This is a genomic window from Halopseudomonas salina (assembly GCF_008641105.1).
In genome coordinates, this window is record NZ_VTTI01000003.1 from 122,475 (window position 1) to 147,765 (window position 25,291).

Consider the following 25,291-nt stretch of genomic DNA (forward strand, 5'->3'; position numbering starts at 1 on the left):
TCAATCAAAACAGGAGCAGACAATGCCCGCGCAACAACTGAAGAATCAGCTGGAAGATCTGCAGCGCCTGCTGGCGGAGACCGATCAACCGCTCTCCCCGCAAGAGCGTCAATCGTTACAGCAATTGCATGACCGAATCGAAGCGCGGCTTCTGGCTACCCAGGGCGAGTCCAACCCCGAGGATGCCAATCTGGTTGACAGCGTAAATCTGTCAATCGAGCATTTCTACGCCCGCCATCCGACCGTGGCAGGAACGCTTCAGCGAGTTGTGCAGGCACTGTCGGACATGGGTATCTGAAGCACAACAAGACTCTTTACTGGCGGGCCAACCTCAGATTTTCGGGGAAGCTCGCCGCCGTTGACCTGTATGGGTTGATATCCAACCCTCCGCGACGCACATAGCGCGCATAGACCGACAGCTCGGCCCCCTCACCCAGCAACGGCAACAGATCGGTAAAAATACGCTCCACGCACTGTTCATGAAAATCCGCGTGCTGGCGGAAAGACACCAGATAACGCAGCAGCGAAGCGTGATCCAACCGTTTACCCGCATAGGTAATGGCGACACTGGCCCAGTCCGGCTGGCCGGTTACCGGGCAGTTGGACTTGAGCAGATGGCTGTGCAGCATTTCACGGGCGTAACCGCCAGCATCAGCCAATGCCAGCAATGACGCATCGTACTCGTAGCAGTCGATCCGCACGTCGGCATCATCAATGCACTCCCCGGGCAAATGTGCCATGCCCGTCGCGTGTAACTGCCCCATGGTAAACATGCGCACCATTACAGGCCCCTGCGCCGCCACGCTCAGATCGGACTCCAAGGTGCGTAATACCTCCGCACGGTCCCGAAAGACGGTCTGGTTGAAGGAGTTGAGATACAGCTTGAACGACTTCGACTCGACAATACGTCGGGCCTTGAGAGGAAAAATGAATTCAGCGGCGGCAACTGCCGGCTTGCCCGAGGGGGTTAACCAAGATAACTCATAGCAGTTCCAGATATCCGCGCCATGGAACGGCAGATTATCAGCCTCCAGCCCCAACTCCTGCCATTTCGGTTCGCGCGCAATGGGAAACAGCAAAGATGGCGTGTAAACGCTTACATAGGCACTACTCTTGCCCAGAGGCGACTGCTCAGCGGGGTGCTGGTTCATGATGAATCTCCTTGCAGACAGGCGCAAATCATACTCCGCGCCTTCCCTGCAGGCCACTACTGTCAGTGCCTGTGGCTATTGACGCATACCAATACCACGTGACAGCAGCCAGTAGCTGATCGAATAGAGCAGGACGATGAACACACCCATCAGGGTCAGAGCCACACCTATGGGGATATCCGAAACACCCAGAATACCGTAGCGGAAGGCATTGACCATGTGCAGAATCGGATTGACCATCGACACCTTCTGCCAGAACTCCGGCAGCATGCTGATGCTGTAGAAAACACCGCCCAGATAGGTCAGCGGCGTCAGTACAAAGGTCGGAATGATCGAAATGTCATCGAAGGTCTTGGCGAATACGGCGTTAATGAAACCGCCAAGTGCAAAAACCAGAGAGGTAAGAAAGACCACAGCTACTGTCAGCCCCAGATGCTGAACCTGCAGGCGGGTGAAAAACAGGGACATGATAGTCACGATCAGACCCACCGCCAGCCCGCGTGCAACACCGCCGAACACATACCCCAGCAGGATGGTATGTGGCGAGACCGGAGCAACCATCAACTCCTCGATCGAGCGCTGGAACTTGGTGCTGAAGAAGCTCGACACCACGTTGGAGTAGCTATTGGTAATCACTGACATCATGATCAGACCGGGCACGATGTAATCGATATAGGCGTACCCGTCCATGGTGCCGATACGGCTGCCGATCAGATTGCCGAAAATGACAAAGTACAGGGCCATGGTAATGCCCGGGGGCAGCAGGGTCTGTGGCCAGATCCGGGTAAATCGGCGTATTTCCTTGAACAGGATGGTCTTGAAAGCCACCCAGGTTGTGCGCCAGTGATTCATCGGGCGGCCCCTTTTGCTTTTTCGGTATTTTCATCAACCAGAGCCAGAAACAGTTCTTCCAGCCGATTACTGCGGTTGCGCATGCTGAGTACGTGCAAACCCATCTCGTTCAGCTGGGCAAAAAGAGCGTTGAGCCCCTGACTCTTTTCAACCTGAACCGCCAGCGTATGCTCATCCAGCAGACTGCAGGGATAACCTTTCAGCTCAGGAGGCTCGTCCATGATTGTCTGACAGTCGAGCAGAAAGGTTTCGGTATGCAGCTCGAGCAAGAGTTCGCGCATGCTGGTGTTATGAATGATCTGACCCTGATCAATGATCGCGATGTTCTTGCACAGCTGCTCAGCTTCCTCCAGATAATGGGTGGTAAGCACGATGGTGATGCCACGACCGTTTATTTCCTGAAGAAATTGCCACATCGACCGACGGATCTCGATATCCACACCCGCTGTGGGCTCATCAAGAATCAGGAGTTTTGGCTCATGGATCAACGCGCGCGCGATCATCAATCGGCGCTTCATGCCGCCAGACAGCATCCGCGAAGGCTCGTCGCGCTTGTCCCATAGACCCAGGCGTTTGAGATACCGTTCGGCTCGCTCCCTGGCTTCGCGCAAGGGTATACCGTAATAACCCGCCTGATTGACCAGAATATCCATGGTCTTTTCAAACTGACTGAAATTGAATTCCTGCGGCACAACGCCAATGCAACGCTTGGCATTCATCAGATCGGTATCCAGGTCATGCCCGAATACGCTCACTTGGCCCGAAGACTTGTTGACCAGTGAAGAAAGAATACCGATGGTGGTCGACTTGCCGGCCCCATTGGGCCCCAGCAAAGCAAAAAAATCACCCTGCTGTACCTCCAGATCAACTCCCTTGAGCGCCTGAAAGTCGTTACCGTAGGTTTTGTGCAGGCCTCGAATACTGATTGCTGACGTCATGCATACTTCCCGTCTAGGCATTGGAATGAGCCTATATGGGGTCGCAGCCCCGCAAAATCAAGAGCCCTGTACACAGGTACGCCCCGACAGGCGGGAAACCCCCGAAACCGCGGGTCCCTTCCGCCCTCTTCAAGCACCGCTCTTACCTCCTGCGCTCATTCAGTTACATCAGCCGATTACCCTTGATGGGCTCTAGCGTCTATGCTGGAATCTGAATTTACGTAATCAAGGAGTGTTGAATGATGATCCTGCTATGGCTCGTCGGCCTGGTGCTGGGCATAGCCGTGCTGGCTTACATGCGCGCCGGCCTGCTCAACAGCTGTATCGCTGTTGGCGTCTACTTGCTGGCGATGACGGTATTTTCCTCCGCGCACTGGCTGGTCTACCTGGTGCTATGGGCACTGTTCCTGGGCATCGCAATCCCCCTCAACATGCCAGACTGGCGGCGCTCGGCAATAAGCAAGCCGCTGTTCAAATGGTTCAAGAAGGTGCTGCCACCGATTTCAGATACCGAGCAGGAAGCCCTCGAGGCCGGCACGGTATGGTGGGATGGTGAGCTTTTCACCGGCCGCCCTGATTGGAACAAGCTGCACAGCTTCCCCAAGCCGGTGCTGACCGAGGAAGAAAAGGCGTTTCTTGATGGCCCGGTAGAAGAAGTTTGCCGCATGACAGATGAGTGGGAAGTCACCACTGAATTGCAGGACCTCCCCGAGCCAGTCTGGCAGTACATTCGCAGCAACGGTTTTTTCGGCCTGATCATTCCCAAGGAGTATGGCGGCAAGGGCTTCTCCGCCTATGCACACTCGCAGATTGCCATGAAACTGGCCAGCCGCAGTGGCGACCTGGGCTCCACCGTGATGGTGCCCAATTCACTGGGGCCAGCGGAACTGCTGATGCAGTTCGGCACCGAGGAGCAGAAGAATCACTATCTGCCCCGACTGTCTGACGGGACAGACATTCCCTGCTTTGCATTGACCTCTGCCGACGCCGGCTCGGATGCAGGCGCCATGCCTGACCGCGCAGTAGTATGCAAAGGCCAGTGGGAAGGCAAAGAGGTTATCGGTCTCAGTGTTACCTGGGACAAGCGTTACATCACCCTGGGTCCGGTGGCGACGATTCTGGGCCTGGCGTTCAAGGTTTACGATCCCGAAAAGCTGCTGGGTGACGAGGAAGAACGTGGGGTCAGCCTCGCATTGATCCCCACCGAAACACCCGGCGTGGAAATTGGCAACCGCCATTTCCCGCTGAACGCCGCCTTCATGAACGGACCCAACTCGGGCAAGGACGTCTTCATCCCGCTCAGCTATCTGATCGGCGGCGAGGAGATGATCGGCAAGGGCTGGATCATGTTGATGAACTGCCTGTCCGTAGGACGCTCCATCTCCCTGCCGGCCGGCAGCACCGGCGGAGCCAAGATGGCGAGCATGACGACCGGAGCCTACGCGCGCATCCGTCGCCAGTTCGGCATGCCGATCGGTGAATTCGAGGGCATTCAGGAAGCACTCGGACGCATCGGCGGCAATACCTACGTGATGAATGCCGCACGTACCATGACCGCCGGCGCAGTAGACCTGGGCGAGAAGCCATCGGTGCTGTCAGCTGTGGTCAAGTATCATCTGACCGAGCGGATGCGTCAGTGCATCAACGATGCCATGGACATCCACGGCGGCAAGGGTATCTGCATGGGGCCCAAGAACTACCTGGGGCGTGCGTATCAGGCCGTGCCGATCTCGATAACCGTGGAAGGCGCGAACATCCTCACGCGCAACATGATGATCTTCGGCCAGGGCGCCATACGCTGCCATCCGTTTGTGCTCAAGGAAATGCAGGCCACCCAGGATGAGGATGAGAGCCGCGCACTCAAGCGCTTTGACAACCTGTTGTTCGAGCACATCGGGTTCGCCGTGGGCAATGCCTCTGGGAGCTTCCTGCTGGCCCTTACCGGCGCCCGCTTCGTCAAAACGCCAGGTAACAAGCATACCCGCCGTTATTACCAGCAGCTGTCGCGCCTGGCGGCCTCGTTCGCGACCCTCACTGATGTCACCATGATGATTCTGGGCGGCGAGCTCAAACGCCGTGAGCGCATCTCGGCTCGCCTGGGCGATGTCCTGAGCAATCTGTATATGGCCAGCGCCACGCTCAAGCAGTACCAGGATCAGGGTTGCCCTGAGGAAGACCTGCCGTTTGTACAATGGGGCGTGGAAGATCTGCTGGCCAAGACAGAACAGGCCATGCACGAGATTATTCATAACTTCCCGGATACCCGCATGGGCGTCCTGCTGAGGGTACTGGTGTTCCCGCTTGGACGGCACATGTCGCCACCTGCAGACAGCGTTACCGCCGAAGTGGCCAAAAGGCTGATGACGCCCGGCGCGGCCAGGGATCGTCTCCTCGATGGCTGCTATCAGAGCCAGGACCCTGACGATGTCACGGGCCTGGTCAACGACACCCTGTACAAGGTCATCGCTGCCGATCCGCTGGAAGCGCGTATTGGCAAGGCGATCCACAAGAAGGAACTGGAGATTGCTCCAGGAGCCGATGAAGTGGATGCCGCGGTGGAAGCAGGTGTAATCACTGCCGACGACGCCAAGGTGATCCGCGATGCCAGGGTGGCCCGCGATGCGGTTATTGCCGTGGATGACTTCACCAAGGAAGAGATGACTCCCAAACCCAGGAAACGCAAAGCTACTAGCGCCAAACCGGCGTAAGCAATACTCACCGGCCATCAGCGCCGGTGGGTCCTTTTGCCAGCGCCAGTGCAAGCCAGCACTGGCGCTTTTTGTTAGACTCCGCGGCATAGCCTCAGGAGTCCCACTATGAATCCCGATCTACCCTATCACCGCTATCACATGGCCTTGCTCAAGAGCCTGTTCGACACCCTGCGCGCCCAATCCGTGCTCATGGAGCAGGTGCCCGAAGAGAGTAATATTCTATTTCTGGAGCGCTTTGACGAGATGATCGGCCAACTCGAGGCCGGGGATCACGACGCGATGTATAGCGGACAGGAAATCCTCTGCCAGATCATCAGCCGCTACCCTCAGATCGCACACCTTATACCCCGTGACCTGCTTTGGTATTTCGGGGGCGACTGTCTGCATTTCATGCCCGACGAAGAAATAGCCCAATACCAGTTGATTGACGAACACCGTGCCGCAGCGGAAGAGCGCGGTGAAGAATTCAACTGGGAGCAGGCAAGGCAACTGATTCAGAGCCCCTAAATTCGGATTGCCGGTTTCCCGGGAATGTCGAACTCCATCTCGACGGGTTTGATTTGCTGAACCCTTTGATCGAGGTGGAGCCACGCCCTCACGGGCCGAATAACAGGCACAAAAAAACCGCCTTTCGGGCGGTTTATTTGTTACATATGGAGCGGGAAACGAGACTCGAACTCGCGACCCCGACCTTGGCAAGGTCGTGCTCTACCAACTGAGCTATTCCCGCAAATCTGACGCCGAATGGCGTCCCCTAGGGGACTCGAACCCCTGTTACCGCCGTGAAAGGGCGGTGTCCTAGGCCACTAGACGAAGGGGACATTACCCGGTCTTTCATCATCAGGGCGTTAACCCCGACTTTCTTGCTGAACATTGTTCGCTGCAAGTGGCGCGCATTTTAGGCATGCACTGAATTGTCGTCAACCCCTAAGTCCATCTTTTTCCGGTTTATTTCCCAACCCCTGTGCAAACCTGCTCTGCAACTGCCAACCATCACGGATAGACATTTCTTGTTGCAACTTGACGCCAGTTGGATGACGCCGTGCCACTATTGGGTTAATGTTGACTGATACTAATGTATATCGACTGATTTGCACGCAGCACAGGGACCTGCTGCACAACCAACCGGCAACCCCAGGCATGGGTTTACACCGGGGCACCGCCGGCATCATGCCCGGTGCCAGTTTCCAAGAAGAGAGATTGATCATGTCTCCGTTAGTTATAGGTTTGCTCGTTGCAGGCGGCGTGCTGATTCTGTTGAGCATTGGTTTTATCAGCCACGGCCTTGAGCGCGCACGTATCGAGCGTGCCCGTAGCATTGCCGAACTGGCCTCCCGCCTCAAAGTCTGTCGCAACATAAACGCACATCTTCCCGGCCAATACATGAGCCCGGAACTCAAGGTCCTGCTCACCGGCATCGAAATCAGCCTGCTGGAAAAGCTAACCCGCCTTGACCGCAAGGATGAGCGGGCCAGACAGATGCTCGAGAGTGCGCGCCAGGAACTGAAAAAGCCAGAGGTGAGCGTGGACAACCCGCCACTTAAAATGGAGAGTGAGATTCAGGCCAAGGAAGCGCGGTTAATGCTTGAAAACCTGCTCAGTCTGCTCAAGCAGGCCCAGAAGGACAGCATGATTGATCAACTCACGCTGCAGCAATGGTCTGCCCAGGTTCGTAAGCACCTGCTGAGCACCTCCCTCGAAGTATTCGAAGTGCTGGCCAGACAGGGCATGCGCCAGGGCAAGCCTCGCGTAGCCAAATTGCAATACGAGCGCGCTATAGCCTACCTGCATCAGCAAAATGATCCAGCCCTGGCCGCTCAGGTATTGCGTTTCAAGGAGCTACTCAAACAGGCCTCCGATACCACTGCCCGTAGTGAACAGGCAACGGGAACCGAATCCAGCGAACTGAGTGCCGGTCTACAGGAACTTGAGAAGAACGACGAAGAATGGAAAAAGAAAGCCGTCTACGACGACTGAGCCTACCGATTCCAAAATAGCCTGGGGCTGCTAATACAGTCCAGCTGTGCTCTGCCTATAACCTCAACGGAAGCCTCCCCGCATGGCCCTGACCCTGTACGGCGCAATACTCTCGCCATTTGTTCGCAAGATCCGCATTCAACTCGCTGAACAGGCGATTGCCCATGATCATGTAATCGTTGCACCCATGAGACAGCCCGACTGGTACTTTGACATCAGCCCTCTCGGGCGCATTCCGGCTATCCAGGACGGCGATCTGAAACTGGCGGACTCTGCAGTGATCGCGCAATACCTGGAGGAGGCCTATGGCGGACCCTCCTTATATGGAGAGACAGCTGCCGAAGCCGCGCGGGTCCGCTGGCTGGAAAAATACGCCGATTACGAACTGGCCGCCCACGCCACCTTCACGGTATTTGCAGAGCGGTTCCTCGAACCACTCAAGGGCAACCGGACAAATGAGCAGGCCGTAGCCACAGCTCTGAGTGATCACCTGCCACCGCTGCTTGACTACCTCACCAGGGAATTGAACGGCAAGGCGTTCTTTCTTGGCGATCGCATGAGCATCGCTGATATCGCAGTCACCTCTCAATTGATCAACATGGCCCACGTTGGAGAGTTGATTGATGAGGATCGCTGGCCTTGTCTCTCTTCCCTGCTGGCAAGAATGACCGCACGCTCGAGCCTGAGCAGCCTGCTGCCGGCCGAGCATCAGTTGATTGCCAAACTGGGCAACCGCTAGAGCTGTTGCTCCAGCAACTGACTACCTACCCAGGAACGGGCAAATTGGTAGGCGCAGCGGCCATTGCGATTCCCACGCGATAACGCCCACCGCAAGGCCTGCTTCTGCAAAGACTCGGACCATTCCCATTCAAGATGATGCTCCTTGGCGAGCTGGTCTAACCAATGCTGCACTACCAGCAGGTAATGTTCCTGGGTAAACGGGTAGAAAGACACCCAGAGACCGAACCGGTCAGACAACGCAATCTTCTCCTCGATCGCCTCACCCGGATGCAGCTCTCCGTCCACCATGCTCGCACCGAGATTGTCGCTGCGCTGCTCGGGTAGCAGATGGCGCCGGTTCGATGTGGCGTACAGCAGCAGATTGTCAGGTGCAGCCTCAACCGTTCCATCAAGCACCGTTTTCAGGGACTTGTAGGCACTGTCATCCGCCTCGAATGCCAGGTCGTCGCAGAACAGCAGAAACCGCCAGGGCCTGCCCTCGATCTCGCGCACCAGGGCGGGCAGGTGAAGTAGATCAGTCTTGTCAATTTCGATGAGACGCAAGCCCTTGTCCGCGTACTCGGCCAGGAGCGCACGGATCAGTGACGACTTTCCAGTTCCGCGGGCGCCCCAGAGCAGCGCGTTATTGGCAGGAACACCACGCACGAACTGTCTGGTATTGGCCTCCAGCAAAGCCTTCTGGCGTTCCACCCCCAGCAGGTCGTCAAGGCGCATGTCCTGACTGACAGCCAGCGGCCGCAGCCAGCCTGCGTCACCTTGCGACACCCAGCGCGCAGCGGTCACCGTGTCCCAGTCGACAGACTGATGAACATCATTGACACTCGCTTCCAGCCGATCGACCAGACCCAGAATGCGCTGCATGAATTGCTGCGGAGTAATTTCTGACATACTGGTCTCCAAATAACCGAAGAATGCCACGCATGGAGCGGACTCTCCAGCCAGAGTTGGGCTACCATGAACGGCAGACGACAGTGGCAGGACGCTAATGAACATCCGCTTCACCGACCGCCTCTCCTTCAAGCAGACACGCCTAGGGGTTTTGGCTGCCTTCATCCTCGGCACCCTGCTGGGGCTTGTGCAGGTAATAGTGGACTATCGGGCGCAGAACACAGCTATCGACGAGGAAGTTCGCGCACAGATCAACGTCAGCCTCGGTCCAGCTTCACGAATCGCCTACAACATCGACACCGAGCTGGCCCTGGAATTGGTCAACGGCCTGCTAAAGGCTCCCCCCGTGGTGCGCGCGGAAATCATCGACAACAACGCCATTGCTCTTGCCAGCGTCAGCCGTCCGATGGCGAGCAGCCCCTATCGGGCGGTAAGTGATGCCCTTTTCGACCGCCGCCGTACCTACTCCCGCCCCTTGTATGTCGATCATGCACCGAACGAGCTGCTTGGTTATCTGGTTATTGAAGTCGACACCTTTCATCAGGGTGCCAACTTCCTGCGCCGCGCCGGCCTCACCATGCTGTCAGGATTCATCCTCAGCCTGATCCTCTCCCTGGTGCTGATGGTGCTGTTCTACGGCATGCTGACCAAACCGCTGGTGCATCTGATCGACGATCTGCTGAACATGAAAACCGGCGATGATGACCGCAGCCGGTTACCCTGCCCCGCCCACCACGAGCGTGACGAAATCGGCGCCCTGGTTGAAGTGATCAACCGCCAGCTACAGAGTATCGACGTCAATATGCGCCAGAAGCTGCGTGCCGAGGAGCGTCTGCGTCAGTACCTGGAAGAACTGGAGATCATTGTCGAGGCGCGCACCACCGAGCTGCAGGAAACCAACGCCCAATTGCGCCGCTCCAATCGCGACCTCGAAAGCTCAAGGGAAGAAGCCCTGAGCATGGCCCGCGCACGCTCCTCCTTCCTGGCCAGCATGAGCCACGAGATCCGCACCCCGATCAACGGCCTGCTGGGCATGATTGGACTGACGCTCGACAGCCCATTGAGTAACGAGCAGCGCCAACAACTGACTATCGCCTACGATTCCGGCAAGGTTCTGGTGGAGCTGCTCAACGATATTCTCGATCTGTCCAAATTCGAGGCGGGCAAACTGCAGCTTGAGCAGATTCCTTTTGATCTTGGTGCGTTGCTGGAAGACACTGCCAGCCTGCTATCCCAGAACGCCGGCAAGCGGGAGGTCGAACTCACCTGTAGAATCGACCCCCTTATGCCCGGCCTGGTACTGGGCGATCCGACCCGCATCCGCCAGATCGTCAGCAACCTGCTATCCAACGCGCTGAAGTTCACCGAGCAGGGTCACGTCAACCTGCGGCTCGACCTGGAGCCCACGCTCGCGAGCGGCCATCAGGTACGCATTACCGTGCGCGATACCGGTATAGGTATTGCGCAAAACGCACTGACCAGTATTTTTTCGCCCTTTACCCAGGCTGACGCTCAGATATCGCGTCGTTTCGGTGGCACCGGGTTGGGGCTGGCCCTGTGCAAGAGCATGACTGATGCCATGCATGGCAAACTGGAAGTCGAGTCACGCTACGGCGAGGGCAGCACTTTTACCGTCACCCTGCCGATAACCCTGCACCAGCACGAAGCCAGTTACGATTACCCCAGGCATTGTCGGATAATTATCTGGAGTCACGAAGGCCGCCTGCAGGGCCAGATAATGCTGGAGTTACTGCGCCACTGGAAGATTGACTGCACCTTGCAGGAGTATTCCGATGCGCTGGCGCCCTGTGGGAGCAAAGGCGATGCCGATCTGTGGATTCTGGACCACCCCGACCTGGCCCGATCGCTGGCAAACCAGCAAGCCGGGCTGCCTCGTATCCTGGTCTGCCCCTACCCGGAGCAACTCAGTGGAGCAGATAGCCAGGAGATGGGGATTTGCGCGCAGGTTGCCAGCCCGCCATCGCGAGTGCGCCTGGCGCGAGCGATAGATCGCTGCATGGGCGTTGCAGACCAGGTTCAGGAAACACATTCAAGCCAATCAAAGCCAACCGGTCAGCGGATTCTTCTGGTTGAGGATAATAGTGTGAACCAGCTGGTTGCCCGCGGCATGCTGACGCGCCTGGGCTATGAAGTGGACATTGCCGAGCATGGCGAAGCTGCCCTGGCGCGCCTGGAGCGGGAAGACTTCGACCTGGTACTGATGGATTGCAATATGCCGGTGATGGACGGTTATGAAACCAGTCGACGTATGCGCGAAGACCCCCGCTGGCAGAACATACCCATCATCGCACTGACCGCCAATGCCCTTCATGAAGATCGCCAGCGTTGCGAAGAAGCCGGCATGAACGATTATCTGGCCAAACCTTTCAAGCGCGAGGACCTGCAGGCGTTAATGATCAAATGGCTGGAGGCTCCCGCGGCCGACTGATCCCAGCGACCACGGAACCTGAACCTATCTCAATCGAGCAGGGGCTCAATGTCCCTGGCAATGTCAGCGGGCGCTGTTGAGGGTGCATATCGGGCAATTATCTTGCCCTGGCCGTCTACCAGAAACTTGGTGAAGTTCCATTTGATGCCCTTGCTGCCTAGTAAACCAGGCGCATCGGACTTGAGCTTGCGAAACAACGGATGAGCCTCGCTGCCATTGACTTCCACCTTGGCAAACATGGGAAAGCTGACTCCGTAGTTTTTCTCGCAGAATGCTGCAATCTGCTCTTCATTGCCCGGCTCCTGCCCGCCAAACTGATTACAAGGAAAACCGGCAATCTGCAGGCCCCTTTCACGATAGCTCTGCCATAACTCCTCAAGCCCCTTGTATTGAGGCGTGAAGCCACACTTGCTGGCAGTATTGACTACCAGATAGGCCTTACCACCCAGCTCTCCCAGGGTAATCTCCCGGTTATCGATTGTGGTAATGGGAATCTGCAGCACTTCGTTCTGCTGGGCGTCGCCCGGTGTGTCAGTCATGGTTCGCACTCCTGTCAAAGTTCTGTGACGCTATCAAGCCCGTGGATCCAGCCTGAGAGCAACGGAATTGATGCAGTACCGCAAGCCGGTAGGTGGAGGTCCATCAGGGAATACATGCCCCAGGTGTGAGTCGCAGCGGCTACAGAGCACCTCGGTACGGTGCATGCCGTGGCTGAAATCCTCCACCTCGGTCACTACCTCCTCGCTTACGGGTGCGTAATAGCTCGGCCAGCCACAGCCGGCATCAAATTGAGTCTCGGTATCAAACAGTTCGGCGTCACAGGCAACGCAGTGATAGCGCCCCGGCGTGGTATTGGCATAGTAGGCACCGGTAAACGGCCTTTCGGTGCCCTTGAGCCGGCACACCTGGTATTGCTCGGGGTCAAGCTGCTCGCGCCAGTCCTGCTCGCTCTTCGTGATCTTGTTCATATCTACTCCTCAAGGGGTCGATTCAGACTTTCCCAGTCAGGGCCGCACAACGTATGATGAGGGTTTTACGCCCATTCGCACAGCCCCAGGAAAGCACCATGCAGGTTAGCAAATCGCACAAGTTGGCCAATGTCTGTTACGACATCCGCGGGCCCGTTCTGCGCCATGCCAAGCGCCTTGAAGAAGAAGGCCACCGGATTCTCAAGCTGAACATCGGCAACCCTGCTCCGTTCGGCTTCGAGGCGCCTGAGGAAATCCTGCAGGACGTTATTCTCAACCTGTCCACAGCCCAGGGTTACAGCGATTCCAAAGGGCTGTTTTCCGCACGCAAGGCAGTGATGCACTACACCCAGACCAAAAACATCCCCAATGTAAGCATTGAGGATATTTACCTGGGCAACGGTGTGTCAGAGCTTATCGTGATGGCGATGCAGGCGCTGCTCAATAATGGTGACGAAGTATTGATTCCGGCACCCGATTACCCGCTATGGACCGCCGCCGTGAGCCTGTCAGGCGGTAAAGCTGTTCATTATCTGTGTGATGAGCAGGCCGACTGGTATCCAGACATCGACGATATTCGCAGCAAGATCACCCCAAACACCCGCGCGATCGTGGTGATCAATCCAAACAACCCCACCGGGGCAGTGTATTCCCGTGACATGCTGGAACAACTCGCTCAGGTTGCGCGCGAAAATGACCTGATCATGTTTGCCGATGAAATCTACGACAAGATTCTCTACGACGGCGTCGAGCACGACTCGGTGGCTGCAGTGGCCCCGGACCTGTTCTGCCTGACCTTCAACGGCCTGTCCAAATCCTACCGTATCGCTGGCTTCCGCTCCGGCTGGATGATTATCAGTGGTCCCAAACACAAGGCACAAAGTTATATAGAAGGCCTGGATATTCTCTCTTCAATGCGTTTGTGCGCCAACGTGCCCGCGCAGCATGCAATACAGACAGCACTGGGTGGCTACCAGAGCATCAACGACCTGATTCTGCCCGGTGGCCGCCTGCTGGAGCAGCGCGACACTGCCTGGGAACTGCTGAACGAAATCCCCGGCGTCAGTTGCACCAAGCCCCAGGGCGCGCTTTATCTTTTCCCGAAACTGGATCCCAAGGTCTACCCGATCCATAACGATGAAAAGATGGTGCTGGATCTGCTGTTACAGGAAAAGATCCTCGTCGTGCAGGGTACCGCCTTCAACTGGCCCTGGCCGGACCATTTCCGCATCGTCTCTCTCCCCCGCAAGGACGACCTGGAAATGGCGATCGGCAGGATCGGCAAGTTCCTCAAGCACTACCGCCAGTAGCAACACTACCCAACGCGGAGACAGATGTGGCTGACCTGCATATCGATGACTTCTATCATGATGTTGCCGGCATCCTGCTGGGGCTCTACAACAGCTTCCCGCGGCCAACCACGCTGTTTGTGGCAGACCTGATTGGCGAGCACGAACCAGACGCCTTTGGCGTTCCGGCGCCACGGCACCAGGCCTGCTTCAGCGCCATGCTCTGGCTGGCAGAAGAGGGCTTCCTGCGTTACACCGACGTCATTCGTCAGGAAGCGATAGACCAGTGCTGCCTGACGGAGCGGGCCTTCGTGCTGCTCAGTACCCCGGCCAAGCACATGCTCGATACCAACCTGCCCGCCAGCATAGCCCGCCAACGGGCAACACTGGCGCAACAGTTACGCGACGCCAAGGCAAGCGGCTCGTCTGTTCGCATGGCGGAAACGGCTCATCTTTGCTTCCTTCGATCGCCCGCGCAGGGCCTGCCCAGGGACTCGGTCTAGCACGCAAGTCAGCGCTTTACATGGCCACACGATTTGCAACAGACGGCCTATTGAAAGCCGCCAGAAAACACCCATTATTACCGCTTGAATACTTGGGTAATTGCCGTCGTGGGAAGACGTCGGCAAATACCTCTTTGATCCTTTGAGGAGACTGTAGTCCATGATGCGCATTGTTCTTTTTCTGGCCACCAACATGGCCATTTTGCTGGTAGCCAGCGTAACCCTCAGCTTGCTGGGTATAGGTACACGCGACGCCGCAGGCGGCATCGATCTGACCGGCATGCTTATCTTTTGCGCCCTGTTCGGCTTTGGCGGTGCTTTCGTATCTCTTTTTCTATCCAAATGGATGGCCAAACGCGGCACCGGTGCCCGTGTCATTGAAACGCCGCAGAATCGTCAGGAGCAGTGGCTGGTTGATACCGTCGCCATGCTGGCCAAGCAGGCCAACATCGGCATGCCGGAAGTGGCTATCTTTCCTTCCCGCGCGCCGAACGCCTTCGCTACTGGCTGGAACCGCAACTCCTCCCTTGTAGCGGTTTCGGAAGGCATGTTGCAACGCTTCAGCCCCAATGAAGTCAAGGCCGTGATGGCCCACGAAATTGGACACGTGGCGAATGGAGATATGGTCACGCTTACGCTGATTCAGGGTGTGGTAAACACCTTCGTCATGTTTTTTGCACGCATCATCGGCAGCTTTGTGGACCGGGTGATCTTCAAGAACGAAGACGGTCCCGGATTCGGCTTTATCATTGCTACTATTTTTGCCGAGATCATCCTGGGTATTCTGGCCAGCATCATCGTCATGTGGTTCTCCCGCCAACGGGAATTTCGCGCTGACGCCGCGGCCGCTCAGCTGGCAGGCGCAGGCAACATGATTGCTGCACTTGAGCACCTGCGCTCCGAGCAAGGCGTGCCGGTCGAGTTACCCGGCGAAATGACTGCATTCGGCATCAACGGTGGTCTGCGCAAGGGCCTGGCAGCCCTGTTCATGACCCACCCTCCTCTGGAAGAGCGTATTGCCGCACTGAAAACGGCGGGGTTCAGGTAACACCCCAGCTGCAAGCCTCAAGCTGCAAGTTAAAACCAAAAACCCCCGAAGTCTGAAGCTACGGGGGTTTTTCTTTTGGGTTCGCTTGTAGCTTGCGGCTTGCAGCTTGCGGCTTGCGGCTTGCGGCTTGCAGCTTGCAGCTTGCCGCTGCCTTCAGGCCCGCCAACTCGCCGGATACAACATCTCTTCCCGATACCCGCTCAACACCCTTCGCAGTCCCGTAAGCTCCTGATCGAGTTCAGCGTCGCCACTGTCCAGCAGAAAAGGCCGGCCAGCCAGGGTTTTGAGTTTGGTCTTGGTCGCTACTACCAGCAGGTTATCTGTGCCGACAGCACGCACAACGCGCGGAGATATCTGCTGATTGCCGCGACCCAGGATGTGGCCCTGTCCGCCGATGGCGGTAACCAGAATCCGCCATTCGCCGCCGTTCTGAAGCAGCTCCCACAGCGTCTGCTCAGTCGCATCCACCGCGAGCAATTGGCCGTCCCGCAAAACATCCACACCCAGCAGAGTACCTTCCAGACCCATGGCTTCCAGCAGACCAAGATTGGTCGAGCCGGGACCCATGATCCAGCCGATGTCCGCATCCTCTTCCTGCAACCAGCCGGCGATATCGTCAAGCACCAGGGTCTCGGTCTCACGGCCGCCCTGCTTGACCTGCTGTACGAACCGTCCCTCCTCCGGGATCGCCAGTTCGCCGAAATGACGAGTACGTACCCTTCCCTGACGAAAGGCCTCTTCGTCAATATCTCGCACCTCCGCCTCGCCGAGACGCACAAGCTCGCCACAGACCAGCAGCGACACCAGTTCACCGGCAGCGCGGGGATTGACGGCATAGACTCCGGAGTGAATCTTTACCCCCGCCGGAATACCCAGCGCCAGCTGCCCCGCCGGCACGCTGCTGCAGATGTCCCGTGCGGTGCCGTCACCGCCCGCGAACAGCAGCAAATCAACCCCTTGTGTGACCAGTTCTTCCGCAAGGCGCATGGTGTCCTGAGCGCTTGTGACCCCGTCGCTCAGACTGCCGACCACCTGATGCTCAAAGCCCATTCCGGCGACCAACTCCGCACCCATGGCACCGGGTGCCACCATAAATTCAATACGCTCGGCGTGGGGCAGCACGACTTCCAAAGCCTTGCGAACCCGCTCTATGGCAAGAGGTTTGACGCCCATCGCCAGAGCCTGAGCTGCAACATTATCTGACCCCTTGAGAGCCGCCTGCCCGCCCAGACCGGCGAGCGGATTGATGATCAATCCAATGCGAAAACGTTGTTTGGGTTGTTCTGTCATGACAGTGTAAACCCCGCTGCCAGCAACACATTCTGCACATTCACAGGTAAAACATCCGAGCCAGCAAAAGCCAGCAAACCGGTTTCCCTGCGCAGCGGATACATCTTGCGTAACTGATCAAACCCGGCGCGGCGCTGTGACTCGTCTGCAGCAGTGCGCAGCATATGGCGCATACGGGCGTCATCATCTCGTACGTCATATACCCAGCGTAACGCTCGCGCCAGCAACCAGTCGGCGCAGACCTCAGGATTTACCTGCCACGTCGCCTCACCGGCATTGGGAGCAAGAGCCTCCAGCCGCACCGCAACAGGCTCGCCCGCGAAATCACAGAGTGCAGCATAGATCTGGGCAGTGCCTCGCAGCTTGCCATCCAGGCTGTAACCCGCAATGTGCGGCGTGGCCAGCGCGCAGAGGGCTGCAAGGGCTGGGCTCACCTCTGGCTCGTACTCCCATACATCCAGTGCCACCTGCAAATCAGGACGCTGGGACAGAACCCTGGCCAGCGCCAGGTTATCGATAACCGGCCCGCGGCTACTGTTGATGAACCAGGCGCCCTTTTTCAGCGCCTGCAAACGTTGCTCATCGAACAGATGGCTGGTCGGATACGCACCTTCGCTCGTCAAAGGCACATGGCAACTGATGACGTCCGCTTCAGCAAGCAGCTGATCGATATCGATCAATCCTCTCTCACCGGCATCAGCCCGCGGCGGATCGCAACGCAGACAGCGCACGCCGAGCGCCTCAAGGGTAGTAATCAGGCGGTTTCCCACCTCTCCAACACCTACCACACCTACGGTCTTGCCCCACCACGACTCACCCGTGCGTTCAGCGAGGGTCAGCAAACAACTCAAGACATACTCGACTACACCGCGCGCGTTGCAGCCCGGCGCGCTGGCGACCCGAACCCCCGCAGCAGCCAGACCGGCAAGATCCAGGTGATCTGTACCTATCGTGCAGGTGCCAACGAAGCGCACCGGCGTGCCGGCCAGAAGCTCGGCTGACACCCGCGTCACCGAGCGCACCAGCAATACATCAGCATCAGACACGGCTGCCCTGTCTATGGCCCGACCTGGCATCCGGATGATGTCGCCGAAGGAGGCAAAGAAACCATCAAGCAGAGGAATGTTTTCGTCAGCCACTATGCGCATGAAACGTACCCTGTATCGAAAGCGACAGCAGATGAGCAGTCCGGGAAATAATAGTCCCGTAGCGCAGCAATAAAGCGTGCCGGCCGCTCCGGCAAACCCTCAACCAGATATTGCGTTCGCTGCCGCTGCACTGCGTCAATGAAGGGCTGCGGATCAGTCCGTTCGCCGCCCAGGTTATCCATACTCACACTGAACCGGTGCCCCGCCGCCTCACAAAAAAGCAGCTCAAGGGCCTGGGGTTTGACCTCTACCTGCTCAAATGCCTTTTGCTGATCAGCGTTGCGGCCATCGGGCGCATACCAGTAACCGAAATCCACCAACAAGCGACGCTGCGCGCCAGCGACGCACCAGTGGGCCACCTCATGTAGCGCACTGCGAAAGTAGTCCCGGGTAAAGAGAATACGGTGCTGCAGGTGATGCTCGTCCGCCGGAAGGTATTCGGGCTCCGCACTTCCACCCACCAGCACAGTGTTGTAATCGCCGGAAAAACAGGCGTTGAAGAGGCGGATCAGATCCTGGCAATCGTGAGTCATGGACGGCTGGACAATGTTCGGCAAGTTGTTAGGATGGGTCGCTTTTCCTCGGACTAACCGGCTATGACCACCCGCGAATCCGGCACCTACAGGCGCCGCAGTGTAACAGAATTGCGCTCTCTGATCTGGCTGGCTTTGCCGATCATCGCCGCCCAGATGTCGCATACCCTGCTCGGTTTTGTCGACGCTGCCATGGCCGGCAGGGTCAGCGCCGTGGACCTGGCAGCCGTGGCATTGGGAAACGCATTCTGGATACCCACCTTTTTGTTTCTGACCGGCGTATTGATGATCGTCACCTCCAAGGTGGCAGCCGCCAACGGCAGTGGCCACCTGGCCGATGCCGGCAGTCTGGTACGCCAGGGTGCCTGGCTGGGCCTGATTATCGGTTGTCTCAGCGCAGTCTTTCTCAGCTCGGTTGAACCCATCATGCACTGGATGGATGTCGAGCCACAGCTGATCCCGATTACAGTAGAGTATCTGATAGCAGTAGCGATCGGCTTTCCCGCAGTGGCCCTGTTCCAGGCCCTGCGTGGCCTGACCGATGGGATGTCACAAACCAAACCCACCATGTTGATCGGCTTTCTCGGCCTGGCTCTTAACGTGCCCGCCAACTACGTACTGGTATACGGCAAGCTGGGGCTGCCAGCGATGGGCGCCGTAGGCTGCGGCGTCGCAACGGCGCTGGTGATGTGGTTCATGTTGGGCTGCATGTTGATCTATCTGAAACGCTCGAAACTCTACGCGGTGACCGGACTGTTCGAGCACTTTGACTGGCCGCGCTGGAGTGAGCAGCGCCACCTGTTGGGGCTCGGGCTACCAATCGGTATGGCGCTCTTTGCCGAAACCAGCATGTTCTGCGTGATCGCGCTACTGATCGGCGGTTTGGGGGCGATCGTCGTCGCCGGCCACCAGATCGCCATGAACTTCTCCTCGCTGACCTTCATGGTGCCTTTCAGTCTGGGCCTGGCGATTACCGTACGCGTTGGCCATAACCTGGGCCTCAACGGAGCCCGGGCCGGGCTTTTTGCCGCGAAGATGGGCCTGGGCGTGGCGCTGGTATTTGCCTTCATCGCTGCGGCCATCATGCTCGGCCTGGCCGACTGGATACCCCTGCTCTACACCACCAACCCCGAGGTTATCCAACTCGCCTCGCTGCTGTTTTTCTATGCGGCCCTCTATCAGTTTTCAGATGCGATACAGGTGGCCTGTGCCGGCGCGCTGCGCGGTTACCAGGACACTCGCCTGCCGATGGTGCTGACCATGACCGCCTACTGGGCGATCGGTCTGCCAAGCGGTTACATTCTGGGCCTGACCGACATGGTCGGGCCGGCGCGTGGTCCGGTCGGATTCTGGCAGGGGCTGATTATCGGCCTGACAGCTGCCGCTGTTTTTTTGTCGCTGCGCCTCTACTGGGTCAGCGCAGCGCGCAAACGGCGCCAGCCCTGGGGCAGTGCCGGAAAACTTCGGTAACGGGTGGCTGCTATATGGTTCGGCGCTGCGTGCCATACTCGCGCCATACCAGTTCGAGGAACCTCGATGCGTACGTCGTTGACACTCATAGCCTTGTGCCTGTTATTTGCCGGTTGCGAGCGTTCGCCCCCTGCTGTGCAGCAAATGGACAATTATCTTGAGCGTTTGGGCCGTGTGCTCGAGCAGGAGCACGCTCAGTACGATACCGCGAAGCTGAGCGAGTACCGATTGCCCGAGCGCCGCGAGCGGGTGATCGCCATCGAGCCCCTGCGCATCAGTCTGATTGAACTTCTTGTCGACACACGCAGCTGCAAGGCGCTCCAGCAAAGGGTCAGTGAACGCAACAGCATTCTCGGCAAGGTTATGCCCTGGTCTCACAGGCTGGCCTTTGAAGGTGAATTGATCCGTGCCATAGAGGACTGTGTCGTCGTTCTCTCGGATGACCCCGACCGTGAAGAGCTGATCGCCGAACTGCAGCAACTGGCTGCACAAAAGCGCGCGCAGTTGTCTGCTGTTTTCTGGAATGCCCTGAATGCCAGCGAAGAGTTCGAGTACTACCTACGGTTCGCAGGCGAGCCATTACCCGTTCAGGAACACGCACTGGAAGACCGACAGGGCATTGTGGCTCTGGGGGAACTGGCCCAAATCGGCATGGATTTGCCAGACCAGCTCCCTCCTTCCCAGCCTGAGCTGGAAGCCCATTTTCAGGCCCTGCACCTGAGCGAGCGTAGTAGCCAGTTGATCCACAGCCTGAGCCGAATGACCCATACCCTGGAGCAGGCGACCACCATGCTCGACAGCCCCGCGGCCCTGCGACTATGCCCCATGGGCCAACCAACCTCGCGCTCGCGTATTCTGCTGAACGTCTTCGTGCTGTTTTACGCCGGTGAGATTCAGCCATACATGGCGCAGATCCAACGCCTCGGCCAACCCTGGCAGGAAAACATCACGCATTTGCAAAAAGTACCCGCCATTCCCGTTGCTACCGCGCAGTACCTTGGCACGCTGGTGGGTGAGAATACGGCCTTGTGGGAGCGCTACCAACGCCAACTGACAGCTCACAGTGAAGCCTGGCAGGAGGTGCTGGGGGCATGTCAGTCGCGGCCCGGTCAATCAGGCTGGCAATCAACCGCTGAGGGCTGAAGTCTGTTTACGAATCAGATAGCGGAAAATACCCTCTTCTTCGCTTGTTTCCACCAGTTCGTGGCCAAGAAAGCTGCAAAATCGGGGAATATCCCGTTGGGTGGAGGGGTCTGTGGCCAACACCTCAAGGAGCTCACCATTGTCGATGTCGCGCACTGCGTTGTGCAGCAACATGACCGGTTCAGGGCACATAAGCCCGCGTGTATCGAGTTGTCTGGGGGAAATTGCGTCGTTCATGATCAGCCTGCTGGATAAAAAAGCATTATCCGCAAAAGTGCGCCCCCTTGCCAGCGGCGCCGGGAGCGCCGAAACTATGACTTCTAACATATGACAGAAGCGCCAACCAAGACGCCATTGACACTCGTATCAAGGAATATTTGATGATCAAAGTACTGATCGAACGCGTAATTGCCGAAGGTCTCGAACAGCCCTACGAACAAGCCGCCCGCAAGGTTATCCAACAGGCGATCCAGTCTCCGGGGTTCATTTCCGGCGAGTCATTTCGTGATCTGGAGCGTCCCAACCATCGCATTGTCATGGTTACCTGGCAAAATCGTCATTCATGGGAACGCTGGGAAAACTCCCAGGCCCGCTTCGACAGCATCAGCGCCTTCGCGCCCATGCTGGAGAAGGAAGAACGGGTAACCTTGCTGGAACCCCTGTAAGACTCAGCCAAGCGCCTGAATCTTGAAACTGCCCGCGTGCAACACACGCACGTGGCAGGTCACTTCTTCACGATCGCTATACAGCTGCTTACAGGCAACCGACGCTTTGATCCCCGCCGCGTCCAGGTCCGCTTGCACGTGCTCCATGCACTGCATGACTTCCTGGTAGCGCTGTTTCATCGGCAGCTTGAAGTTGATGATCGCTTCCCGGCACCAGCCCCGGCCTATCCAGCGACCCAGCAGGGCGCTGGATCGAGCGGGCTTGTCGACGATGTCACAGACCATCCAGTGCACCGTTCTCTTGGGTTTGAACATATAGCCATCAGCCTGAATATGTTCAACCTGACCACTGTCCATAAGACTCGGCGCCATGGGGCCGTTGTCGACCGCAATCACGTTCATGTGTCGATTGACCAGCTGCCAGGTCCAGCCACCGGGTGCAGCACCCAGATCGACTGCGGTCATACCCGGCGCCATGCGGCTATCCCACTCATCGCGGGGAACAAAGTGATGCCAGGCTTCCTCAAGCTTGAGGGTGGACCGGCTCGGTGCGTCGCGGGGTACCTTCAAACGCGGGATGCCCATGGGCCAGGGCGCGGCATTGCTGGCCCAGGACCAGCCAACAAACACCCGCTGACCGCTTTCAAAACACAGGTGCAGACGCGGCGCATCGGTTTTCGCCGGCCGCACGAAGCGGGTCTTGGTCAGCGCTGTTTCCAGCGGCCGTGACAGCTTCTTGGTCAGTGCCGCCATCGCCTTGCCATCGTTGGTGTCGGCGGTTTCCAGCCAGACACAAGATGCAATCGGCCCCTTCGAGCAGGCGGTAATGATCGGTGAAATACGGTCTTCCACCGGCACATCCAACCACTCACCCAGAGCCCACTGGCGGGCGAAGATCAGGTCGCGAAAACGCAGTTTGGTCATCAGCCGCTCGGCATCGCCCTCCTGCGGACATACGAAGCGCACCAGCGCGGAGTTGTCCTTGGTAACCGCGTAGCCGGCTATCCCCTTGGCACCCGATAGCTCCTGCATCTCAGCAGCCGTTTCGCCCTCGAATCCGGGGCGGCAGTGCAACAACAACTCGCGCATGTAAGGCTCCAGCAAAATGACCGGTCGCCACTTTACAGGCTACCCGGCAGACTGCGCCAGTTGCTTGGCCACTGTTTGCGACCGGACGTCGGCTAGATTCTTCGAATCGCCCTCACGCAACTGTCGAGCAGCTTCGACCATCGCTGCCAAAGCGGCCTGCGTTTCGGGCCAGGCACGGGTCTTGAGTCCGCAATCGGGATTTACCCACAAGCGCTCTACCGGAATCACCCGCGCGGCCTTGCGGAGCAGTCTGACCACTTCAGCCACCTCGGGAATGCGCGGGGAATGGATGTCGTAGACGCCAGGCCCGATCGCATTGGGATAGGCGTATCCGGAAAAGGCTTCAAGCAGCTCCATGTCCGAACGCGACGTCTCGATGGTGATCACGTCGGCGTCCATGTCGGCAATGGAGTCAAGAATGCCATTGAACTCGCTATAGCACATGTGGGTATGAATCTGCGTGGTATCCGCCACCCCGCTGGCACTAAGCCGAAAAACCTTCGCTGCCCATTGCAGATATCTGGCCTGATCGGCCCCACGCAGCGGCAAACCCTCACGAAACGCCGGCTCATCGATCTGGATGATCGAGATGCCCGCCCGTTCCAGATCCGCTACTTCATCACGAATCGCCAGCGCCAGTTGCCGAGCACTCAGCTCACGGCTGACGTCTTCGCGTGGAAACGACCACATCAACATGGTTACCGGCCCGGTCAACATACCCTTGACCGGCTTATCGGTCAGGCTCTGGGCGTAACGCGCCCACTCCACAGTCATAGGGGCCGGTCGGCTGATATCACCATAGATTATCGGTGGCTTTACGCAGCGCGAGCCGTAACTCTGAACCCAACCAAATCGGGAAAAGGCGTATCCGGCCAGTTGCTCACCAAAATACTCGACCATGTCGTTGCGCTCCGCCTCGCCATGCACCAGCACATCCAGACCCAAGGCTTCCTGCGCATGAATGACGTGGGCGATCTCTGCGCGCATATCGGCGGTGTAATCCTTCCTGTCGATGCGGCCCTGCTTGTACGCCTGGCGGCTGGCGCGAATCTCGCTTGTCTGCGGAAAGGATCCGATAGTTGTGGTTGGCCAGGCGGGCAAGGCCAACAGCTGCTGTTGCAGCGTAGCCCGGGTCACGTAGGGAGTGGCTCTCTGACTATGCTGGGTCCTCACTCGGGTCAATCGCTCGCCAACCGCGGGATCATGAATACGTCTTGATGACTGCCGGGCTCGCTGAACTACAGTGGATTCTGCCAGCGCAAGGCGAATATCGTCATCCTCCGGGCTGACCAGTGCTCGCGCCAGGAGCGCGACCTCGCCCACTTTTTGCGTGGCAAACGCCAACCAACTACGTAACTCATCGTCCAGACGGTCCTCGCGTTGCAGGTCCACCGGGCTGTGCAGCAGAGAGCAACTCGGCGCCACCCAGAGCCGATCGCCCCAGCGTTCCTGAACCTGACGGAGGATATCCAGCGTTGCGTTCAGATCACAGCGCCAGATGTTGCGTCCATTCACCACGCCCACTGAGAGCACTTTGTAGGTAGGCAAACGATCGAGCACGTAGGGAAGTTGCTCCGGCGCGCGCACCAGATCCACGTGCAGACCGTCCACCGGCAAGCTACAAGCCAATCCCAGATTGTCTTCCAGGCCACCGAAATAGCTGGTCAACAGTTTTTTCAGTGGTGCGTACTGCAGTCGGTTATAGACGCTCTCATAGGCAGCCTTCCAGTCGGCCGGCAGATCCAGTACCAGCGCCGGCTCGTCTATCTGTACCCACTCGACCCCCTGCTCCGCCAGGCGGTTGAAGATCTCGACATACACCGGCAGCAATGTGTCGAGCAGTTCCAGCTTGTCGAACACTTCACCCTTGGTCTTACCCAACCATAGATAACTCAGCGGACCCAGCACCACGGGCTTGACCAGATGACCGAGCGCGATCGCTTCGTCGACTTCCTCGAACAATTGGGTCCACTGCAGGCTGAACTTCTGGCCACGAGTGAATTCGGGGACCAGATAGTGGTAATTGGTATCAAACCACTTGGTCATCTCGCAGGCGAAGGTCTGTTTGCCAGTGCGGCTGACGCCGCGGGCCATATGAAACAGGGTATCCAGATCCGGCTCGACATCAGTGGCAAAGCGCTCGGGTACAGCACCCACCATCAGACTGTGAGTAAGCACCTGATCGTACCAGGCGAAATCGCCCACCGGCACCAGGCTCAGACCGGCTTCACCCTGCAGTTGCCAGTGCCGCGCGCGCAATTGGCGGCCGGCTTGCAACAGCTCTTCCTGCTCTAAGTCGCCAGCCCAGAATGCTTCCAGTGCCTTTTTCAGTTCCCGGTCTCGTCCGATACGGGGGAACCCGAGATTGTGTGCCAATGCCATAACGCTCTCCATCCTGTTCATGTGTGGCGACTATGGTCTGCGTTGACGGGAGCTGA

Annotated in this window: 24 protein-coding genes and 2 tRNA genes; 12 read left to right on the forward strand and 14 right to left on the reverse strand. The window is 57.9% G+C overall.

All coding sequences use genetic code 11. The features are described 5' to 3' along the window. The first annotated feature begins 22 nt into the window (after positions 1-22). The gene (locus FZF01_RS05910; protein WP_150277226.1) at positions 23-298 is read left to right on the forward strand and encodes a DUF4404 family protein; all 276 of its coding nucleotides are present in this window, start codon (positions 23-25) and stop codon (positions 296-298) included. Between the two features lie 16 nt (positions 299-314). On the opposite strand, the gene queF is transcribed toward FZF01_RS05910, so the two are convergent. The 3 genes from queF to FZF01_RS05925 form a co-directional block, all read right to left on the reverse strand. Then, positions 315-1,151: an NADPH-dependent 7-cyano-7-deazaguanine reductase QueF gene (queF, locus tag FZF01_RS05915; RefSeq protein WP_150277227.1), complete on the reverse strand. Its 837-nt coding sequence runs from the start codon at positions 1,149-1,151 to the stop codon at positions 315-317. A gap of 75 nt (positions 1,152-1,226) precedes the next feature. Beyond that, positions 1,227-2,003, reverse strand: a complete 777-nt coding sequence (locus FZF01_RS05920) for an ABC transporter permease (protein ID WP_150277228.1) — start codon at positions 2,001-2,003, stop codon at positions 1,227-1,229. Next, the gene (locus tag FZF01_RS05925; RefSeq protein WP_150277229.1) at positions 2,000-2,941 is read right to left on the reverse strand and encodes an ABC transporter ATP-binding protein; all 942 of its coding nucleotides are present in this window, start codon (positions 2,939-2,941) and stop codon (positions 2,000-2,002) included. The genes FZF01_RS05920 and FZF01_RS05925 overlap by 4 nt, the downstream gene beginning before the upstream one ends. Before the next feature lie 242 nt (positions 2,942-3,183). Here FZF01_RS05925 and FZF01_RS05930 point away from each other — a divergent pair, with 242 nt between their 5' ends. Continuing rightward, a complete protein-coding gene (locus tag FZF01_RS05930) occupies positions 3,184-5,649 on the forward strand; it encodes an acyl-CoA dehydrogenase (RefSeq protein WP_150277485.1) in 2,466 nt (821 codons plus the stop codon). 108 nt (positions 5,650-5,757) lie between these two features. Further along, positions 5,758-6,159, forward strand: coding sequence for a PA2817 family protein (locus FZF01_RS05935; RefSeq protein WP_150277230.1), 402 nt, complete (start codon positions 5,758-5,760; stop codon positions 6,157-6,159). A 147-nt stretch (positions 6,160-6,306) separates the two neighbouring features. On the opposite strand, the gene FZF01_RS05940 is transcribed toward FZF01_RS05935, so the two are convergent. Further along, a tRNA-Gly gene (locus FZF01_RS05940) sits at positions 6,307-6,382 on the reverse strand. Positions 6,383-6,397: 15 nt separating this feature from the next. Further along, a tRNA-Glu gene (locus tag FZF01_RS05945) sits at positions 6,398-6,473 on the reverse strand. Between the two features lie 385 nt (positions 6,474-6,858). Between FZF01_RS05945 and FZF01_RS05950 the strand changes: the two genes are divergently transcribed. Both FZF01_RS05950 and FZF01_RS05955 read left to right on the forward strand, forming a co-directional pair. Continuing rightward, a complete protein-coding gene (locus FZF01_RS05950; RefSeq protein WP_150277231.1) occupies positions 6,859-7,629 on the forward strand; it encodes a hypothetical protein in 771 nt (256 codons plus the stop codon). A gap of 82 nt (positions 7,630-7,711) precedes the next feature. Then, on the forward strand, positions 7,712-8,368 hold the full coding sequence (locus FZF01_RS05955) for a glutathione S-transferase family protein (protein WP_150277232.1): 657 nt from the start codon (positions 7,712-7,714) through the stop codon (positions 8,366-8,368). Here the strand turns inward: FZF01_RS05955 and FZF01_RS05960 are convergent. Further along, positions 8,365-9,258 carry an ATP-binding protein gene (locus FZF01_RS05960; protein WP_223825415.1) on the reverse strand — a complete coding sequence of 298 codons (894 nt, stop codon included), beginning with the start codon at positions 9,256-9,258 and terminating at the stop codon, positions 8,365-8,367. The genes FZF01_RS05955 and FZF01_RS05960 overlap by 4 nt on opposite strands. A 97-nt stretch (positions 9,259-9,355) precedes the next feature. Here FZF01_RS05960 and FZF01_RS05965 point away from each other — a divergent pair, with 97 nt between their 5' ends. Further along, positions 9,356-11,707 carry an ATP-binding protein gene (locus FZF01_RS05965; RefSeq protein WP_150277233.1) on the forward strand — a complete coding sequence of 784 codons (2,352 nt, stop codon included), beginning with the start codon at positions 9,356-9,358 and terminating at the stop codon, positions 11,705-11,707. 29 nt (positions 11,708-11,736) lie between these two features. On the opposite strand, the gene FZF01_RS05970 is transcribed toward FZF01_RS05965, so the two are convergent. Beyond that, a complete protein-coding gene (locus FZF01_RS05970) occupies positions 11,737-12,246 on the reverse strand; it encodes a glutathione peroxidase (protein WP_150277234.1) in 510 nt (169 codons plus the stop codon). A gap of 33 nt (positions 12,247-12,279) precedes the next feature. Further along, positions 12,280-12,675 (reverse strand): peptide-methionine (R)-S-oxide reductase MsrB, encoded by a 396-nt coding sequence (msrB, locus tag FZF01_RS05975; RefSeq protein WP_150277235.1) that lies wholly within the window; start codon positions 12,673-12,675, stop codon positions 12,280-12,282. A 98-nt stretch (positions 12,676-12,773) separates the two neighbouring features. On the opposite strand from msrB, the gene FZF01_RS05980 reads away from it, so the two are divergent. From FZF01_RS05980 to htpX, 3 genes are all read left to right on the forward strand, one after another. Beyond that, positions 12,774-13,985 carry a pyridoxal phosphate-dependent aminotransferase gene (locus tag FZF01_RS05980; protein WP_150277236.1) on the forward strand — a complete coding sequence of 404 codons (1,212 nt, stop codon included), beginning with the start codon at positions 12,774-12,776 and terminating at the stop codon, positions 13,983-13,985. 26 nt (positions 13,986-14,011) lie between these two features. Continuing rightward, positions 14,012-14,467 (forward strand): hypothetical protein, encoded by a 456-nt coding sequence (locus FZF01_RS05985; protein ID WP_150277237.1) that lies wholly within the window; start codon positions 14,012-14,014, stop codon positions 14,465-14,467. A gap of 160 nt (positions 14,468-14,627) precedes the next feature. After that, positions 14,628-15,515 (forward strand): protease HtpX, encoded by an 888-nt coding sequence (gene htpX / locus FZF01_RS05990; protein WP_150277238.1) that lies wholly within the window; start codon positions 14,628-14,630, stop codon positions 15,513-15,515. Positions 15,516-15,668: 153 nt separating this feature from the next. Here htpX and FZF01_RS05995 read toward each other — a convergent pair whose 3' ends face one another. The 3 genes from FZF01_RS05995 to FZF01_RS06005 are packed head-to-tail and all read right to left on the reverse strand — an operon-like array spanning position 15,669 to position 18,486. Continuing rightward, the gene (locus tag FZF01_RS05995) at positions 15,669-16,805 is read right to left on the reverse strand and encodes an ATP-NAD kinase family protein (protein ID WP_150277239.1); all 1,137 of its coding nucleotides are present in this window, start codon (positions 16,803-16,805) and stop codon (positions 15,669-15,671) included. Then, positions 16,802-17,953, reverse strand: coding sequence for a 4-phosphoerythronate dehydrogenase PdxB (gene pdxB / locus FZF01_RS06000; protein ID WP_150277240.1), 1,152 nt, complete (start codon positions 17,951-17,953; stop codon positions 16,802-16,804). Before pdxB ends, FZF01_RS05995 begins: the two co-directional genes overlap by 4 nt. Beyond that, positions 17,944-18,486 carry an elongation factor P hydroxylase gene (locus tag FZF01_RS06005; protein WP_150277241.1) on the reverse strand — a complete coding sequence of 181 codons (543 nt, stop codon included), beginning with the start codon at positions 18,484-18,486 and terminating at the stop codon, positions 17,944-17,946. Before FZF01_RS06005 ends, pdxB begins: the two co-directional genes overlap by 10 nt. 63 nt (positions 18,487-18,549) lie before the next feature. Between FZF01_RS06005 and FZF01_RS06010 the strand changes: the two genes are divergently transcribed. Together FZF01_RS06010 and FZF01_RS06015 are read left to right on the forward strand one after the other, a co-directional pair. Beyond that, positions 18,550-19,956: an MATE family efflux transporter gene (locus FZF01_RS06010; RefSeq protein ID WP_150277242.1), complete on the forward strand. Its 1,407-nt coding sequence runs from the start codon at positions 18,550-18,552 to the stop codon at positions 19,954-19,956. Between the two features lie 66 nt (positions 19,957-20,022). Next, the gene (locus FZF01_RS06015) at positions 20,023-21,099 is read left to right on the forward strand and encodes a DUF3080 family protein (RefSeq protein WP_150277243.1); all 1,077 of its coding nucleotides are present in this window, start codon (positions 20,023-20,025) and stop codon (positions 21,097-21,099) included. Here the strand turns inward: FZF01_RS06015 and tusA are convergent. Further along, positions 21,082-21,336 (reverse strand): sulfurtransferase TusA, encoded by a 255-nt coding sequence (gene tusA, locus FZF01_RS06020; RefSeq protein WP_150277244.1) that lies wholly within the window; start codon positions 21,334-21,336, stop codon positions 21,082-21,084. The two genes, FZF01_RS06015 and tusA, sit on opposite strands and share 18 nt — an antisense overlap. Positions 21,337-21,479: 143 nt before the next feature. On the opposite strand from tusA, the gene FZF01_RS06025 reads away from it, so the two are divergent. Further along, entirely contained in the window at positions 21,480-21,764 is a 285-nt protein-coding gene (locus FZF01_RS06025) for an antibiotic biosynthesis monooxygenase family protein (RefSeq protein WP_150277245.1), read from the forward strand. 3 nt (positions 21,765-21,767) lie between these two features. On the opposite strand, the gene rlmM is transcribed toward FZF01_RS06025, so the two are convergent. Together rlmM and metE are read right to left on the reverse strand one after the other, a co-directional pair. Then, on the reverse strand, positions 21,768-22,853 hold the full coding sequence (rlmM, locus tag FZF01_RS06030; protein WP_150277246.1) for a 23S rRNA (cytidine(2498)-2'-O)-methyltransferase RlmM: 1,086 nt from the start codon (positions 22,851-22,853) through the stop codon (positions 21,768-21,770). Between the two features lie 39 nt (positions 22,854-22,892). Further along, complete coding sequence (gene metE, locus FZF01_RS06035; RefSeq protein ID WP_150277247.1) at positions 22,893-25,235, reverse strand: 5-methyltetrahydropteroyltriglutamate--homocysteine S-methyltransferase; 2,343 nt, start codon at positions 25,233-25,235, stop codon at positions 22,893-22,895. Between the last annotated feature and the right edge of the window lie 56 nt (positions 25,236-25,291).